Source organism: Rhizobium sp. AC27/96 (genome assembly GCF_001692325.1).
Lineage (GTDB): Bacteria > Pseudomonadota > Alphaproteobacteria > Rhizobiales > Rhizobiaceae > Rhizobium.
Genome location: NZ_LXKN01000005.1, coordinates 111,743 through 128,214, shown reverse-complemented (window position 1 = coordinate 128,214; position 16,472 = coordinate 111,743). Strand labels below are relative to the sequence as shown.

At 61.0% G+C, this 16,472-nt stretch carries 13 protein-coding genes; 8 read left to right on the top strand and 5 right to left on the bottom strand.

The features are described from left to right. Positions 1-4 precede the first annotated feature (4 nt). Positions 5-637, top strand: coding sequence for a LysE family translocator (locus A6U86_RS08480; RefSeq protein WP_068389023.1), 633 nt, complete (start codon positions 5-7; stop codon positions 635-637). Positions 638-704: 67 nt separating this feature from the next. Here A6U86_RS08480 and hemA read toward each other — a convergent pair whose 3' ends face one another. Next, positions 705-1,916, bottom strand: a complete 1,212-nt coding sequence (hemA, locus tag A6U86_RS08475) for a 5-aminolevulinate synthase (RefSeq protein WP_068389233.1) — start codon at positions 1,914-1,916, stop codon at positions 705-707. A gap of 177 nt (positions 1,917-2,093) precedes the next feature. Between hemA and A6U86_RS35135 the strand changes: the two genes are divergently transcribed. From A6U86_RS35135 to A6U86_RS08460, 4 genes are all read left to right on the top strand, one after another. Next, positions 2,094-2,339 carry a hypothetical protein gene (locus A6U86_RS35135; protein ID WP_141683659.1) on the top strand — a complete coding sequence of 82 codons (246 nt, stop codon included), beginning with the start codon at positions 2,094-2,096 and terminating at the stop codon, positions 2,337-2,339. A gap of 91 nt (positions 2,340-2,430) precedes the next feature. Beyond that, positions 2,431-2,718 (top strand): glycine zipper domain-containing protein, encoded by a 288-nt coding sequence (locus A6U86_RS08470; RefSeq protein WP_068389020.1) that lies wholly within the window; start codon positions 2,431-2,433, stop codon positions 2,716-2,718. A gap of 317 nt (positions 2,719-3,035) precedes the next feature. After that, a complete protein-coding gene (locus tag A6U86_RS08465) occupies positions 3,036-4,961 on the top strand; it encodes an autotransporter assembly complex family protein (protein WP_068389017.1) in 1,926 nt (641 codons plus the stop codon). 65 nt (positions 4,962-5,026) lie between these two features. After that, positions 5,027-9,211 carry a translocation/assembly module TamB domain-containing protein gene (locus A6U86_RS08460; RefSeq protein ID WP_068389014.1) on the top strand — a complete coding sequence of 1,395 codons (4,185 nt, stop codon included), beginning with the start codon at positions 5,027-5,029 and terminating at the stop codon, positions 9,209-9,211. A 3-nt stretch (positions 9,212-9,214) separates the two neighbouring features. Here A6U86_RS08460 and A6U86_RS08455 read toward each other — a convergent pair whose 3' ends face one another. After that, the gene (locus tag A6U86_RS08455) at positions 9,215-9,655 is read right to left on the bottom strand and encodes an Lrp/AsnC family transcriptional regulator (protein ID WP_198929033.1); all 441 of its coding nucleotides are present in this window, start codon (positions 9,653-9,655) and stop codon (positions 9,215-9,217) included. A 125-nt stretch (positions 9,656-9,780) separates the two neighbouring features. Between A6U86_RS08455 and rocF the strand changes: the two genes are divergently transcribed. From rocF to A6U86_RS08440, 3 genes are all read left to right on the top strand, one after another. After that, positions 9,781-10,716, top strand: coding sequence for an arginase (gene rocF, locus A6U86_RS08450; RefSeq protein ID WP_068389011.1), 936 nt, complete (start codon positions 9,781-9,783; stop codon positions 10,714-10,716). A 371-nt stretch (positions 10,717-11,087) separates the two neighbouring features. Further along, the gene (locus A6U86_RS08445) at positions 11,088-11,564 is read left to right on the top strand and encodes a chemotaxis protein CheW (RefSeq protein ID WP_068389008.1); all 477 of its coding nucleotides are present in this window, start codon (positions 11,088-11,090) and stop codon (positions 11,562-11,564) included. 301 nt (positions 11,565-11,865) lie between these two features. Then, a complete protein-coding gene (locus A6U86_RS08440) occupies positions 11,866-13,539 on the top strand; it encodes a PAS domain-containing methyl-accepting chemotaxis protein (protein WP_068389005.1) in 1,674 nt (557 codons plus the stop codon). Between the two features lie 68 nt (positions 13,540-13,607). On the opposite strand, the gene A6U86_RS08435 is transcribed toward A6U86_RS08440, so the two are convergent. The 3 genes from A6U86_RS08435 to fdhD all read right to left on the bottom strand — a co-directional run bounded on the left by A6U86_RS08435 (position 13,608) and on the right by fdhD (position 16,460). Continuing rightward, entirely contained in the window at positions 13,608-15,269 is a 1,662-nt protein-coding gene (locus tag A6U86_RS08435; RefSeq protein WP_068389002.1) for an OFA family MFS transporter, read from the bottom strand. A gap of 107 nt (positions 15,270-15,376) precedes the next feature. Beyond that, positions 15,377-15,643, bottom strand: a complete 267-nt coding sequence (locus tag A6U86_RS08430; RefSeq protein WP_068388999.1) for a formate dehydrogenase subunit delta — start codon at positions 15,641-15,643, stop codon at positions 15,377-15,379. Next, positions 15,633-16,460 carry a formate dehydrogenase accessory sulfurtransferase FdhD gene (gene fdhD, locus A6U86_RS08425; RefSeq protein WP_068388995.1) on the bottom strand — a complete coding sequence of 276 codons (828 nt, stop codon included), beginning with the start codon at positions 16,458-16,460 and terminating at the stop codon, positions 15,633-15,635. Before fdhD ends, A6U86_RS08430 begins: the two co-directional genes overlap by 11 nt. Positions 16,461-16,472 lie beyond the last annotated feature (12 nt).

Sequence of the window (16,472 nt, the reverse complement as noted above, 5' to 3'; positions counted from 1 at the left end):
AAGGATGCCGGACTTTTCCACCCTCATTCTATTCGCCGCCGCGTCGTTGGTGCTCACCGCCACACCCGGTCCCGATATGCTGCTCATTGCCTCGCGCAGCATCAGCCAGGGCCGCTCGGCCGGCTTCCTCACCTATGCGGGCATTGCGCTCGGAACCTATTGCCACGCCATGGCCGCCGCACTCGGCCTCTCCAGGCTGTTTCTCACCGTGCCTGTTGCCTATGAGATCGTACGCTGGGCAGGCTGCGCCTATCTGCTCTATCTCGCTTTCAAGACCATCCGTTCGCAAGGCTCGGCTTTCGCGCCGTCCGCGGCCCTCAAGCGCCTCTCTGGAAAACGCATATTCACCGAGGGGCTGGCGACCAATCTACTCAACCCGAAGATGGCACTCTTCGTATTGGCACTGTTCCCGCAATTCGTCGACCCGCATGGCGGCTCGTTAATCCTGCAGATGGCGCTGCTGGCCAGCATTTTGAATGGGATCGGCTTCCTCGTGAACGGCTCCGTCATCCTGCTCGGCAGCCATATCCGAGGACGTCTGTCGGCGATCAAGCGCGTGCCGAAATTGCCGCAATATCTTCTGGCGACGGTCTTTGCCGGCCTGGCATGCCGCCTGGCCTTGGCAAGCCGCAACTAACCTAACTTGAAAACAATATCGCGGAAATGCCCATGCATTTCCGCGATACTGGATGCAAACAGCAGTTTTAAGCGACAGCGCGGGCCAGCGCACAGCGCGACCAGAGCGCATGCAGCGCGCCAACCAGATGCTCGATATCGCCATCCGAATGCAGCGGCGTCGGCGTGATGCGCAGGCGCTCGGTCTTCTTCGGCACAGTCGGATAATTGATCGGCTGGACATAGACGCCGGCATCGAGCAGCAGGTCGGAAATCCACTTGCACTTGGCGGCATCGCCAACCATGACAGGCACGACATGGCTCGGGTTCGGCATATGCGGAATGCCAGCAGCATCGAGCTGGGCGCGCAGTCGGCGAACACGGTCCTGATGGCGGGCGCGTTCGAACTGGCTGACCTTCAGATGCTGGATCGAGGCGACCGCGCCGGCGGCAAGTGCCGGCGGCAGCGACGTCGTGAAGATGAAGCCGGATGCGAACGAGCGGATGAAATCGCAAAGCGCCGTCGAAGCCGCGATATAGCCGCCCATGACGCCGAATGCCTTGCCAAGCGTGCCTTCGATGACTGTCAGACGATCCATCAACCCTTCGCGCTCAGCGATGCCGCCGCCGCGCGGGCCGTACATGCCGACGGCATGCACTTCGTCGAGATAGGTCATCGCGCCATACTTGTCGGCGAGATCGCAGATTTCCTTGATGGGAGCGATATCGCCATCCATGGAATAAACGGATTCGAAAGCTATCAGCTTCGGCGCCTTCGGATCGGCGGCCTTCAGCTTGGCTTCGAGATCGTGCAGGTCGTTATGCTTCCAGATGACCTTGTCGCACTTCGCATAGCGAATGCCTTCGATCATCGATGCATGGTTGAGCGCATCCGAGAAGATGATGAGGCCGGGGATGCGCGCGCCGAGCGTGCCGAGCGTCGCCCAGTTGGAGATGTAGCCGGAGGTGAAGATCAGCGCGGATTCCTTGCCGTGCAGATCGGCGAGTTCCTGCTCGAGCAGAACATGATAGTGGTTGGTACCAGAAATATTCCGGGTGCCTCCCGCACCCGCGCCACAGTGATCTATGGCTTGCTTCATCGCCTCGATCACTTTTGGATGCTGGCCCATGCCGAGATAGTCGTTGGAACACCAGACCGTGACTTCCTGCGGGCCGTTGGGCGTATAACGCGTCGCGCGCGGAAAATTGCCCCGGCGGCGTTCCAGATCGGCGAACACGCGGTAACGACCTTCATCATGCAGGCCGTCCAGCTCGCCCTTAAAAAATGCTTCGAAATCCATCATCTGCTCCAGTAGCGTGCAACCGTTTTCAAGAATGGCGGTTCACACGTCAACCCCTCCCAACTGCTTTCGGGCTCCTCTGCGGCAAATGGCCCCTAATTTTGAACAGTTCCAGACAAGAATAACCAATCGCATCAAATTGACAATCGAAACCATGCCCGAAAAGGGCGAAAGTCTTTGAGCTATCACGACGATAAAACCATGCGGATATCTGCGCCGATCTCGCAGATCGCATGCTCGCCCGAACAGCAGCGTGGCACGACGATAGATCAGCACCAACGTGGAGTTTCTTTGGAAAAGCGGCGGATTTTCTACGCTGCGCCGATCGTTTTACTGTCCGAATGTGAGGCTGCCTTCGTTCAGCAACAAAAAAACTGTTTATCCCCAATGGACAATCACATTTTGCACGATATTTTTTCGTAGTTGCAGGACTGAAAAAACAGCCCATCGTGTTGGAGCTGAAGAATTGGGACGACGTTGCCGGGTTCGGCTTAACTAACGTTGGAGAGAGTAAATGAAAAAAGTTCTCATGCTCGCATTGATCGGCTTGTCCATCGCAAGCTGCACGCCGACTGAACAGGGCGCCGGCATCGGCGCGGCAGGCGGCGCCATCATCGGCGGCGCAGTCACCGGCAACGTCCGCGGCGCCGCCGTCGGCGCGGCTATCGGCGGTCTTTCCGGCGCTGTCATCGGCAGCGTCCAGGAACAGCCTGGCCAATGCTACTATCGCGACCGCTACGGTCGTCGCTACATCGACGATTGCCCGCGCGGCGGCTATCGTGGCGGTTACGGCGGCTACTGATCGCTATCAGATCGAGATATCGAGTCCCGGGCCGCAAGCCCGGGACTTTTTGATTCCAGGCGGGCAAATACCCCCTCAAGACGCCGACATCATGTGCTGGCACGGGGACGACAACCCTTGCGCGTCGCTTGAAGGTCCGTCCCTAGGCGCAGCAACTTCATCGGAAATCCCGGCGTTCCTGTCCATTTTGGTCATCTTTTCCAGGTTTTTGACTCCAAACTGGTACACCTGAGAGACTTTTGCCTCTATGGTGGCCCCGCGTTAACCCCGGGGAAACGTCAAACTGAGTAAGTTCTCATGTAACCGTAAAGCGGCGTATGCATAAAAGAACTGAACCGAGGAAGAGTATTGCGTATCGGCAGGCAGGAACCGTTGCAGCGGTTGCGGCAGCGCTCGCGCTCGGGCCTGTTTGCGCCAGCAATGCCTTCGCCTTCAAGCTCTTCGGCATAAAGCTCTGGGGTAAGGACGAGGCGACGGATCAGGTTTCCGATCCCGTCCAATACACGGTCGATTTCAAGACTGACAATCTCGACAAGGATCTGAAGGAAGCCCTGAACGACACCTCGATGCTGGTCGCCGACAAGGACAAAGCCGTCTCCGGCGACCTCGGCGTCGTCGTCAAAGCGCGTGACGACCGCGATCGGCTGATTGCCTCACTTTATGAAAAAGCCCGCTATGGCGGCGTGGTCACCATCACCGTCAATGGCACCCCGCTCGATGCCTTGCCGCCAACGCCGACCTTTGGTCGCTCCAAGCCCGTTGCCGTCACCATCAGCGTAAACCCTGGCCCGGTCTTCAAGCTCGGCAAGATCAATCTGCTTGGCGATGCCGGCAGGCTGGATCCCTCGCGCTACGGCCTGGTACGCGGCGGGGATGCCGGCTCGCTGACCATCCTGAAGGCGGGCGACAAGATGGTCGCCGACTTCAAGAATGAAGGGCATCCGCTCGCCACGCTCGACAAGCGCGATGTCGTCGCCGACCACTCCACCAATACCGTCGATGTCTCGCTGAAGGTAGAAAGCGGCCCCGTCGCACCCTTTGGCAATGTCGGCGTCACCGGCCAGAAGTCGGTCGATCCGGACTTCATCAAGCGCTATGCCCGCATCAACGAAGGCAAGCCCTATTCGCCTGACGATCTGAAGAAGGCCTCGGACCGTCTCAGAAAGCTCGGTGTCTTTTCCAGTGTTACCATTCGCGAGGCCGACAAGCTGGCGCCGGATGGCAGCATTCCCACCACCATCGAGGTGTCGGAAGGCAAGCAGCGCTATTTCGGCGTCGGGGCGCAATATTCCACCATCGACGGCTTCGGCCTGCAAGGCTATTGGGGACACCGCAACCTGACCGGACGGGCGGATTCGCTGCGCATCGAAGGGGCCGTCTCGCGTCTTGGCGAAACCACCGACGTCGGCCAGCTCGATTACACAGCGGGCATCACCTATGTCAGGCCCGCAACCTTCTATCCTTCGGCAACCTTTACCGCAGCGCTGAAGATGCAGAGCCTGCATCCGGATGCCTACGACGCCAATACGGTGACGGGAAGCGGCAGCCTCGCCTACGAAATCAACGATCAGGACACGGTCTCGGCCGGCGGCGAAGTCAGCTACGAGTCCGACACGACAGACGCCTTCGGGAAGCGCAACTATCTGACGGTGGCGATCCCGCTCGAATATATAAGAGATACGCGCGACAACAAGCTGGACCCGACGGAAGGCTTTCGCGCCGCAATCAGCGCCAAGCCGAGTTACGAGGCAATGGGCGGCACGGTGTTCAGCTCCTTCGAGGGCTCGGTCACCGGCTATCAGGGTGTCGGCGCCAACAACAACGTCGTCTTCGCCGGCAAGCTTGCCCTCGGCTCGCTCATCGGCGCCAATAGTATCGAGGATATCCCCGCCACCCGGCGCTTTTATGCCGGCGGCGGCGGTTCGGTCCGCGGCTATGGATATCAGGAAATCTCGCCCTATAACTCCAAGGGCGATGCGCTTGGTGGCCGCTCCTATGCGACAGCCTCGTTCGAGGCCCGCGTGAAGATCACCGATACCATCGGCGTCGTACCCTTCGTCGACATGGGCAGCGTCACCGACACCATCGCTCCGGACTTTTCCGATCTGCGCATTGGCGCGGGCGTCGGCCTGCGCTACGCTACGCCATTCGGTCCGATCAGGCTCGATGTCGCCGTTCCGTTGAAGAAATATGACGATGGCACGGCCTATGGCATCTATGCCGGTATCGGTCAGGCCTTCTGACGGAACGTACGGTTGTTGCGGACGTTTCAGCACACGGTTACAAAATTGAGGTTACTGTCGCTTTCATGAGCATATTGATTCGAATCCTCGGGAAACTGGTACGCTGGATCGCCTATGCGGTCGTGGCGGTCCTGTTGCTCGTGATCGCAGCTGTGCTTGTCATCGGCCTGGTACCCTCCGCAACCAACTATGCCGTTGACCAGGCGGCAAAGCTCGCCTCGACACCTGACCACACCATCACCATAACAGCACCGTCAGGACTGCTCAGCGGCAATCTGAAAGTCGGCTCGATCACCGTCGCCGACACCAAGGGCGTCTTCGCCAAGGTTCAAAATCTCGCCGTCGACTGGTCGCCGCTATCGCTGCTGACCGGCACCTTCCATGCCGATCGCGTCGCGGCTGATGTGGTCGACTTCCAGCGTCTGCCGGTCTCAACGGCGACACCCGCGCAAGAGCCTCAGACATCCAGCAGCAGCGGCTTCTCCTTGCCCATCGCCGTCAATATCGGCGCCATTACCCTGCCGGACCTTCGCATCGGACAGGCCGTTGCAGGACAAGACTTCGCTCTCGCCGCCGACGGCAGCGTCAAGGCCAACAGCAGCAGCGTCGGCCTTACGCTCAATGCCACCAGACATGATGTGCCCGACGCCAAGCTATCCGCCGACATCGCCTTCGCTCCGGCCGAAAACCAGCTGAAACTGAAGACGCAGATTTCCGAACCGCGCGACGGCATGCTGGCCGGGATGCTGCATCTGCCGGGTGGCCCGGCCATAAACATCGACCTTTCGGGCGACGGCCCGCTCTCCAACTGGGCCGGTAAGCTGCAGGCAGCACTCGACGGCAAGCCGACGGTTGCGATCAACGGCCATCACAGCCTTTCCGCCGATGGTCTGCACCATATCGACGTCAAGGGCGGCGGCGACGTGGATTCGCTGCTGCCGCCGACGATGCGGCCGCTCTTTACCGGCCAGACGACCATCGATCTCTCGGCAACCTTCGACGGCAAGGGCAAGATCGACATCCAGACCGGCAATCTCGCCACCGGCAGCGTTGTCATTGCCGCGTCCGGCACGCTCGATCCAGCCGGCAACAACAGCCTCAACGCCAACCTGATCGGCACTTCCGGCCCCGTCGACTTCCGCTGGCCGATGGAAGACGGCGAGCTTCGCGCCATGATTTCGCGCGTCGACGTCGCACTGACCGGTGCGGCACAATCGGTGAAGATCGACGCCAAGGCGGCGGTTGACAGTGCCAGCGCGCCACAAGGCCAGATCGGCCAGGTGAACCTTAGCGCCAGGAGCGATGCCTTCAATCTGGCAACCATGTCCGGACCGGTGCAGTTGCGTCTGGTCGTTGGCCAGACCGCTTTTGTCGGCGCCGATCTCAACCGGCTGATCCGCGCGCCTATCTCGCTGACCGCGCCGCTGCAGCTTTCGCCGGATACGATCGGTTTCAACAACACGACGCTCGAAAGTGCCAGCATCGGCGGCACCGTCAATGGCAAGTACACGCTATCATCGAAGGCGCTTACGGGCAATTTCAAGCTGTTCGCCCTGCCTGGCGTGCTGCCGGACGGCGTGTCAAACAAGTTCGAGGGAACGATTTCGCTTGAGGGCCAGGTTGGCGGCACGGTGCCGACCAAGATGACGCTCTCCAATCTGGCGATAAAATCCAACATCGCCGAGATCAACGGCAATCTGGCGCTCAATGATCAGTCGCTGACATCGAATCTCACCGGCAAGCTGCTCGATCTTTCCAAGCTCGTCCCCAATGCGCAGGGGCAGGCCGATATCGGCCTCAAGGCCAAGGGGCCGCTCACCGCACTCGGCATCGATGCGACCTTGAAAGCGGTCAACGTCAAGCTGGCCGGGCGGCTTCTCGATACGCTCGATATCGACGTGACCGGAACCGCCGATCCCAAGGCTCCGCAGGCAAATATCCAGGCAAACGGCGCGATCGACGGAAAGCCGATCCGCATTGCCGCCGACGCCATTTCCAAGGATGGCCGCACCAGCATTCCCTCGCTATCGGCTGAAATCGGCACGAACAAATTGCAGGGCAAGCTGGATCTGTCGCCGAGTTTCGAGCCGAACGGCGCGTTGACATTCGATCTGCCTGATCTCAGCCTGCTGGCAGCCCTTGCCGGACAGAAGGCAGAGGGCGACCTCAAGGGGTCGCTCGATATCGCCAGCACCAACGGCAAGATCGGATTGAAGGTCAATGCCAACGGTAACGGCATCCGCCGCGACGATCTGGTCATCAGCAAGCCCGCAGTCGCCCTTAGTGTCGACGATCTCAAGGCATTCTCGGCCAATGGCAGCATCCGCGCCGATACCATCGCCTCCGGCGCCAACCGCATCGCCGATCTCGCATTGACCTTTACCCAGCAAGGCAGCCGCACGGATTTCGACCTGAAGTCGAACTATGACAATGCCCCCCTGACCGCCCGCGGCAATGTCGAAACTTCCGGCGGCCAGACGACCGTGAGCCTGGATTCCTTTGCCGGTGCGCCAAAGACGGTCCCGGTCAAGCTGGCATCGCCGACCAAGATCGTCGTCAAGGACGGCGTCGCCACGCTGAACGGATTGACCATTCAGACCGGCGGTGGCTCCGTCACGGTCGACGGCACTGCCGGCCAGGCCCTCAACATCAATGCCAAGATCGCCAACCTGCCGGCAAGCCTTGCCAATGTCTTCGCGCCGACACTTGCCGCCGAAGGCGTCATATCAGGCACTGTGGCTGTGACCGGCAAGGCCACATCGCCCGTGGTGGCGTTCCAGACCAACTGGACAGGCGCCGCCACCAGCCAGACGAAATCCGCTGGCCTCACGCCGCTCGGCATCAAGGCTGACGGCAAGTTCGCCGACAATGTCGTCACGATCAACACCAACCTGACAGGCCAGAGCGGCTTGGCGCTCAATGGCGGCGGCACGGTCGCGGTTGCCGGCAACAAGGCGATGGCGCTGAAGTTTTCCGGCAATCTGCCATTCGACGCCCTCGCCGGCCAGCTTGCCGCCCAGGGTCTGGTGATGACAGGCTCCGCCAAGGTCGACATGCAGATCGGCGGCACGACGGCAGCACCTGCGGTTACGGGCACGATTACCACCGATGGCGCCAAGCTCGTCGATGTCCGCCGCAACCTGACCCTGAGTGGCCTTGCCGTCACCGTGAGCCTCGACGGCAAGCAGGCCGTCATCTCGCGGCTTAGCGGCAACCTGACGAGCGGCGGCAGCATCGCCGGCAGCGGCACGGTCGGCATCACTCCGGACAGCGGCTTCCCGGCCGATATCCAGATGAAGTTCAACAACGCGACCTATGTGGACGGAACGCTGGTGACCGCCACCGTCAACGGCACGCTCGGCATCAAGGGTCCGTTGCTGACCGCGCCGATGCTGACGGGCAATCTCAGGATTAACAAGGCATCGATTACAGTGCCTGAAAAGCTGCCGGCTTCATTGTCTGAAATCAATGTGAAGCACAAGAATGCGCCAGCCGCGGTGACTGCCCAATTCAAGGATCAGAAGCCGGAGGGACCGCGAGACAAATCGACGACCCTCGGCCTCGATCTGCAGCTGGAAGCGCCCTCGCAGATGTTCGTGCGCGGCCGCGGCATCGATGCCGAGCTCGGCGGCAATATCACCGTTCGCGGCACGGCGGCAGCACCTGTGGTATCAGGCGGCTTCACCATGCGGCGTGGGCGCCTGACCATCCTCAGCCGCCGACTGGATTTCACCGACACCAGCAAGATCACCTTCGGCGGCGACTTGACGCCGGCTCTCAATATGGAAGCCACGTCTTCCGTAAGTTCCACCACGATCACCGTCGATGTTACCGGCCTCGCCACCGACCCGCAGATCGGGTTCTCCTCCTCCCCTGCCTTGCCGCAGGACGAAGTGATGGCGCAGCTGATCTTCGGCCAGTCCATGTCGAAACTCTCCGCCATGCAGATTGCCCAGCTCGCCGATGCCGCAAGCCAGCTGGCCGGCGGCCGCTCCACATCGCTGTTCGAGGGCCTGCGCAGCCATCTCGGCGTCGACGATCTCGACATCTCGACGGATGCCAACGGCCAGGCGCAGGTCGGCGCCGGCAAATACATCAACAAGCGCACCTATATCGAACTGCAGCAAGGCGCTTCCAACAATACCAAGGCGATCATCAATCTCGATGTCGGCCGTGGCGTGAAGCTGCGCGGTGCGGCCGGCTCGGATGGTGCAGGCGAAGCCGGCATCGTCTATGAGCATGAGTATTAGGTTTTAAAACCCCATCTTGCTGGTCTTCAGCAATATATTGGATTCCGTCGTGTTGATGCCGTTGATCAGCCTGATCTGGCGCAGCGTCTCGTCGAAGGAGGCGAGATCGCGATCCTCGAGTTCGGCGATGAAATCCCATTTGCCGTTGGTGCTGTGCAAGGCCCTCACCTGCGGCAGGCCGCGAAGCTGGTCGGCGACCTTGTCCGCCAGCTTGCCGAGCACTTCGATCAACACGATGGCCCTGACGCCGGCGGCGCGGGTTTCATGACCGGTGCGGATGGTGAAGGCAGCGATGGTGCCGCTCTCCACCAGCCGCTCTATGCGGGCAGCGACGGTGGCGCGCGAAGCGCCGATCGCAGCCGCCAGGGAGGAAACGGAGATGCGTGCATTGTTGCGCAGCGCACTGAGGAGGTCGCGGTCGAGGTCATCCATATGGCTTGTCATTCTGCTAAATCGTATTGAGCAATCTGTCGAAACCTAATCAATTTTCGACAATTTTCCATCTTTTTGCTGTCATGCAGAAAATCAATAATGCGACTCGACTGCCTCTAACCCTCGGAGCAATGCCGATGAATACGCAATCCACTCCCATCACCTTGATCGGCGTTCCCCTGGAGGAAGGCTCCGGCCGCCGCGGCGCCGGCATGGGCCCGACGGCGCTCCGCATCGCCGGCATCGAAACGACGCTCATCGAACTCGGCCACCGCGTTACCGATAGCGGCGATCTGCACCCCGCCCCGGCCGCCGATCTGCCTGACGATCCGCAGGCCCATAATCTGAAGATCGTCGGCGCCTTCACGCGGGCGCTGGAGGCAAAAGTCTACGACGTCGTATCGTCCGGGAGCTTTCCGCTGATCCTCGGCGGCGACCACAGCCTGTCCATGGGCAGCGTCTCCGGCATGGCACGCCATGCCGCTGAAGTCGGTCGCCCGCTCTTCGTCCTCTGGCTGGATGCGCATTCGGATTTCAATTCGCCCGCCACATCGCCATCGGGCAATATTCACGGCATGCCTGTCGCCTATTATTGCGGCGAGGCCGAGATCGCCAATGTTTTGCCGGCCGGCCGGCCGCTGGTCGATCCGACGAAAGTCTTCCAGGTCGGCATCCGCTCCGTCGACGCGCGCGAGCGCGAGGAAATCCGCGAACATGGCGTCAACGTCTTCGACATGCGCTCGCTCGATGAGCAGGGTGTGGCTGCGATCATGCGCAGGGTGCTCGACACGGTCAGCGCCGCCAATGGCCTGCTGCATGTCAGCTTCGACGTCGATTTCCTGGATCCTGATATCGCACCGGGCGTGGGGACGACGGTGCCGGGCGGTGCCACCTACCGCGAGGCGCATCTCATCATGGAGATGCTGTCCGACAGCAGCCTGGTCTCGTCGCTCGATCTGGTCGAACTCAACCCGTTCCTCGACGACCGCGGCAAGAGCGCCCGCGTTCTGGTGGAGATGGCCGCCAGCCTCTTCGGCCGCCGCATCTTCGACCGCCCGACAAGGGCCGCCTGAGGCGCTGCTTGGCTGGCGGCGGAATCCGACGACGGTTCGCCAGCGGGCGGCCTATTCCTATCTCGGGCCACCCTCGTCCTTCGACAGGCTCAGGATGAGGGTGGAGTGAGCCCTTCCTCGATATAGCCACGTTCTTGGGCGGCGGAGCGTCAGAAGACCAGCCCTCATGGTGAGGAGGCCCAAAGGGCCGTCTCGAACCACGAGGGCGGGTGGCCGGCCTCCTTTTGCAACCCCCATACTTCCAGCGGCATGCTTCGCCAGCCTCCCCTATTCGAAACCTTGTCGGCAGATTTAGGTTTGAGCAACATTCTTGCTCTATCGTGCCATCAACACGCCGTATTTGGCGTCAGGCGTCAATGGGAAGAACGTTCATGGCCACGATCAATTCCACCAGCTTCAGCGGCGATACTCTGGAAATCATTGCTTTCCGGCTTCATGAGCAGGAATTCTGCGTCAAGACCACCACGATCCGCGAAATCCGCGGCTGGGCGCCATCGACGCCGATCCCGCATGCGCCAGCCGATGTCATCGGCGTCATGAACCTGCGCGGCTCGGTCATCCCGATCATCGACCTCGCCTACAAGCTCGGCATGCAGAGCACGGTTGCCAATGAGCGCAGCGCCATCGTCGTCGCCGAAGTCCACAACATGGTCATCGGCATGCTGGTCGATCGCGTCTCCGATATCCTGACCATCGCCTCCAGCCAGGTGCAGCCGGTTCCGGAAGTGACTGCCTCCTTCGATCGCGCCTATTGCGAAGGCATCATCGCCACCGAGAATGGCATGATCTGCTTCCTGAACCTCGCCAAGATGTTCAAGGAAAGCGAAACGGAAGAACTCGCCGCTTAACTTCGCAAAGCTCAATTTCTTAAGAACCGCCACCTTTCCAGTGGCGGTTTTTTATTTGCTCCTAATTTTAGTTAGTTATATTTTATTTAAATTACGATTTCTAATACATCTAATTTTACTCAAAATTAATGGAGCCAGCTCCATCATCGATTGTGAGGTGAGGTGAGAAAATACAATCAAAACATTCCGACCATCCCGTGCGGAGCGCTGTCCTGTCGGCGCTCTGACGAGCGCGGCCGCCCGCTTCGTTGCCATCAAGTCGACGCCCGGCAAGCGTGAGCTCTCGGAGAGGGGAAAAGGAATGTTCAGCCTATCATCGGATGCCAGCCGCATCCTGTCTGCCGTTTCCAAGTCGCAGGCCATCATCGAATTCGATCTTCAGGGCAAAGTGCTGACTGCAAACGAGAATTTCTGCCGCGCGCTCGGCTATGAGCTGAAGGAAATCGTCGGCAATCATCACCGCATGTTCTGCGAGCCGGCCTATGTCGCCACTCCCGCCTATCATGACTTTTGGGCGCGCCTCGGCCGCGGCGAATATGACGCCGGCACCTACAAGCGGCTCGCCAAGGGCAATCGCGAGATCTGGATCCAGGCTTCCTACAACCCGGTTTTCCGCAACGGCAAACCGGTGAAGGTTGTAAAGTTCGCCGCTGACGTTACCGAGACCAAGAAGAAGGCGATCGACGATGCCGGCAAGCTCGAAGCGCTCTCGCGCTCGCAGGCCGTCATCGAATTCCTTCCCACAGGCGAGATCCTGACCGCCAACGAAAACTTCTGCGGCGCCATGGGCTATGCGCTCAGCGAAATCGTCGGCAAGCACCACAGCATCTTCTGCGAGCCAACCTATGCCCGCACGGAGGAATACCAGCGTTTCTGGCAACGTCTGGCGCAGGGCGAATTCATCGCCAACGAATTTGTCCGCTACGGCAAAGGCGGCAAGGAAATCTGGATCCAGGCTGCCTATAACCCAATCACCGACGCCGACGGCAAGGTCTACAAGGTGGTGAAATTCGCAACCGACGTGACCTCGCGTATGAGCGCCATCAGCGAACTTGGCGGCGCGCTGCGCAACCTGTCGGAGGGCGACCTGACCAAGACGCTTGATCGATCCTTCGTGCCGTCCATGGAGCAACTCCGCCACGATTTCAACGCGACGGTGCGCAAGCTGTCCGACACGCTGACCACGGTCGGCGACAATGCCAGCGCCATTGCCGCCGGCTCACGCGAGCTCGGCGACTCCGCCGAATCCTTCTCGCGACGCACGGAGCAGCAGGCCGCCTCGGTGGAAGAGACGGCAGCCGCATTGGAGGAAATCACCACCACGGTCGCGGATTCCAGCCAGCGTGCAGAGGAAGCCGGACGCCTCGTCGCCGAGACCAAGCATGGCGCCGAGCAATCCGGCACGGTGGTGCGCAGCGCCGTTGCCGCCATGGATCAGATCGAGAAATCCTCCCGCGAGATCACCAATATCATCGGCGTCATCGACGACATCGCCTTCCAGACCAATCTGCTGGCGCTCAACGCCGGTGTCGAGGCAGCCCGTGCCGGCGAGGCGGGCAAGGGCTTCGCCGTCGTGGCCCAGGAAGTGCGCGAACTGGCGCAACGCTCCGCCAGTGCGGCCAAGGAGATCAAGGCGCTGATCACGGCTTCAAGCGAGCATGTGAAGAATGGCGTCGGCCTTGTCGGCCAGACGGGCACCGCGCTGGAACAGATCGTCACCCAGGTCGCCGACATCAACACCAACGTCGCCGCCATCGTCAAAGCCTCGAAGGAACAGACGATCGGCCTCAGGGAAATCAACTCGGCCATCAATTCGCTGGATCAGACGACACAGCAGAATGCCGCCATGGTCGAGGAAAGCACGGCCGCAAGCCTCAGACTTGCCAGTGAGGCGGACGCGCTGCATACGCTGCTGGCGCAATTCCGCCTCGCCGACGCGAAGGTCAGGGACATGGTCTTGCGCCGGGTGGCATGATTTCCTTTTCAGCGCAAAGCGAAGCCGCCCCGAGGGATCGAGGCGGCTTCGTTGTTTTACGGAATTGCTTAACCGAACAGTGCGTAGGTGCTCTTGATCGTCACCCAGACGCCCCAGAGCAGCGGAATGCCGACGATGGCCCAGGCGATCAGCGCCTTGCCGTCGAAGCCGCCCTTGCCGATGCCGAAGGAGCCGGTGGGGCCGGCATTGGCGGCGGCGGTCTTTGCCTGTAGCGCCGCCACTTCCTCATCCGACATGAACCACTTGTCCGCAAGCGGCCTGACCAGCGAATTGGCGATGAGGCCAAGCGCCAGCATGGCGGCGAGGATATACATGGTGAAGGTGTAGAGCTGTGCGCCTTCGACGCCGGCGGCCTTCTGCGCCTCGCGGATATAGTTGACCACGACCGGCCCGATGATGCCCGCCGTCGCCCAGGCCGTCAGCAGCCGGCCATGGATCGCGCCGACGAACTGCGTCCCGAATATATCGGCGAGATAGGCCGGAACCGTGGCAAAGCCGCCGCCATACATCGACAGGATGATGCAGATGGCACCGACGAACAGCACCTTGCTGTGAATGCCCGCCGCCCAAGGGGCCAAAATATAAAGCGCGATACCGATGACGAAGAAGCAGTAATAGGTGTTCTTGCGGCCGATTTTGTCGGAGAGCGAGGCCCAGAAGAAGCGTCCGCCGATATTGAAAAGCGAAATCAACCCGGCAAAGCCGGCGGCGATCGCCGCGACCAGAGCCACCTGATCCTTGCTGAGATCCGTGAACTTCAGGTCCGGCAGGCCGATCAACGCACCGCCGAAGATTTCCTGCAGCATCGGCGAAGCCATGCCGATGACGCCGATGCCGGCCGAGACGTTGAGGCACAGCACGGCCCAGATGAGCCAGAACTGCTTGGTCTTGTGCGCATCGCGCAGATGCACATGCTTCGTCGTGATCATCGTGCTCTTGGCAACGGGCGGCGTCCAGCCTTCCGGACGCCAGCCGGCCGGCGGCAGGCGATAGCCGAAGGCGCCGCCCATCATGAAGACGAAATAGATCGCCGCCATGACGATAAAGGTCTGCCAGACGCCGACCGAGCTGTCGGTGCGGAAGTGGGTCATCAACAGGTTCGCGAGCGGCGCACCGATCATCGCGCCACCGCCAAAGCCCATGATCGCCATGCCGGTCGCCATGCCGCGCCGGTCGGGAAACCATTTGATCAGCGTCGACACGGGCGAGATATAGCCGAGGCCAAGACCGACGCCACCGATGACGCCGGCACCGACCCACATTAGCCAGAGCTGATGGTAGATGACGCCGACAGCAGCGATCAGGATACCGCCGCACCAGCAGCAGGCCGAAACGACACCGGCCTTGCGCGGCCCGACCCGCTCCAGCCAGCCACCCCAAATGGCGGCGGAAGAGCCGAGCAGCACGAAGAACAGCGTATAGATCCAGCCGAGATCGCTGACGCGCCAATCGCAGCTCGTGGTGAACAGGGCGGATAGAAGATTGAGGCTTGTACATTCAGCGGGAGCGGGCGTCGGCGTGCCGAGCGCCTTGGACAAGGGCAGCCAGAAAACGCTGAAACCATAGGCCATGCCGATGCACAGATGGATCGCAAGCGCGGCCGGCGGCACAAGCCACCGGTTGAAGCCCGGCTTGGCGATGATGCGCTCTCGATCGAGCAGGCCCGCCGCTGCCGCCCCCCTGGAAATATTCGTATCCGCAGCCGTCATGAACAACTCCTCCTCGTTTCAGAGACCAGCACCCGCATTTGGTCGGCAAGAATCACCTAGGTAGACGGATTCTCGTACCATCCAATACCATTCATCAGCTTCGGATGTTAAGCAGACGTGACTTTCTCCACTGGCGCTGGCCTGTGGATCAACAGGGCAGCTTCCAGGACGAGAGGGCTCAACCCACTATCGCCTTGATCGATGATTTCGAATAGCTGACGCCGCATGCGCGGCTCCCAGAACTTGTTGATGTGGGTGGCGACACCCTGGACCGCTTCGCTCGCTGGCTGCGTCTTGAAGAAAGTCGCGATCTGGTTTGCCATATAGATGAGCTTCGTTCCGGTCTTGCCGTGATGCGTTTCGTCAGGCGACATCGGCAATGCTCCCCGTGATAATGCGATGCGGATGGGTGAAAATTTCGAAATCGTCGCCGCGCACGAGCGCCACCAGCGTCATGCCGGCCTCATCAGCCGTGCGGATGGCAAGTGCTGTCGGCGCGGAGATGGCCACCAGCACGGAACTGCCCAATATGGCAGCCTTCTGCACCATCTCGACCGATAGCCGGCTGGTGACGGCCACCACGCCCTCCGCTCCCTTGCGGCCGGAGCGGATGACGGCGCCGCAGAGCTTGTCGAGCGCATTGTGCCTGCCGACATCCTCGCGCACGGCAAGCAGCCCTTCGGATGGAATATAGAATCCCGCCCCATGCACCGCGCGCGTTTCGCGATGCAGCGGCTGGGCATCGTTGAGCAAGGCGATAGCGCGGACGATATCCTTCTGCGTCAGCGTCAACGCCACCTTCGAAACATCGGGAACCTTGCGCACCGCCTGCTCGATGGATTCGATGCCGCAGAGACCGCAGCCGACGGGGCCGGCCATATGTCGGCGCCGCAGCCGCAGCGCGTCGGCGACATCATCGACCAGCGTGATCTGCACATCGATCCCCTGCTCATCCTCGAGCGGTTCGACCGCGGCGATTTCGCCGATATCAGCGATGATGCCCTCGGTCAGGCTGAAGCCGAAGGCAAAATCCTCGAGATCATCGGGCGTGCCCATCATGACCGCATGCGAGGAGCCACCATAGGAAAAGGCGATCGGCACTTCCTCGGGGACAATGCGGGAGCCCGAATTGATGACGCCATTGCGGCGGGCGGTTTCGGGGACAGTGGTGGTGGGGGTGAATTTGGTCATTGCGTGACGGGG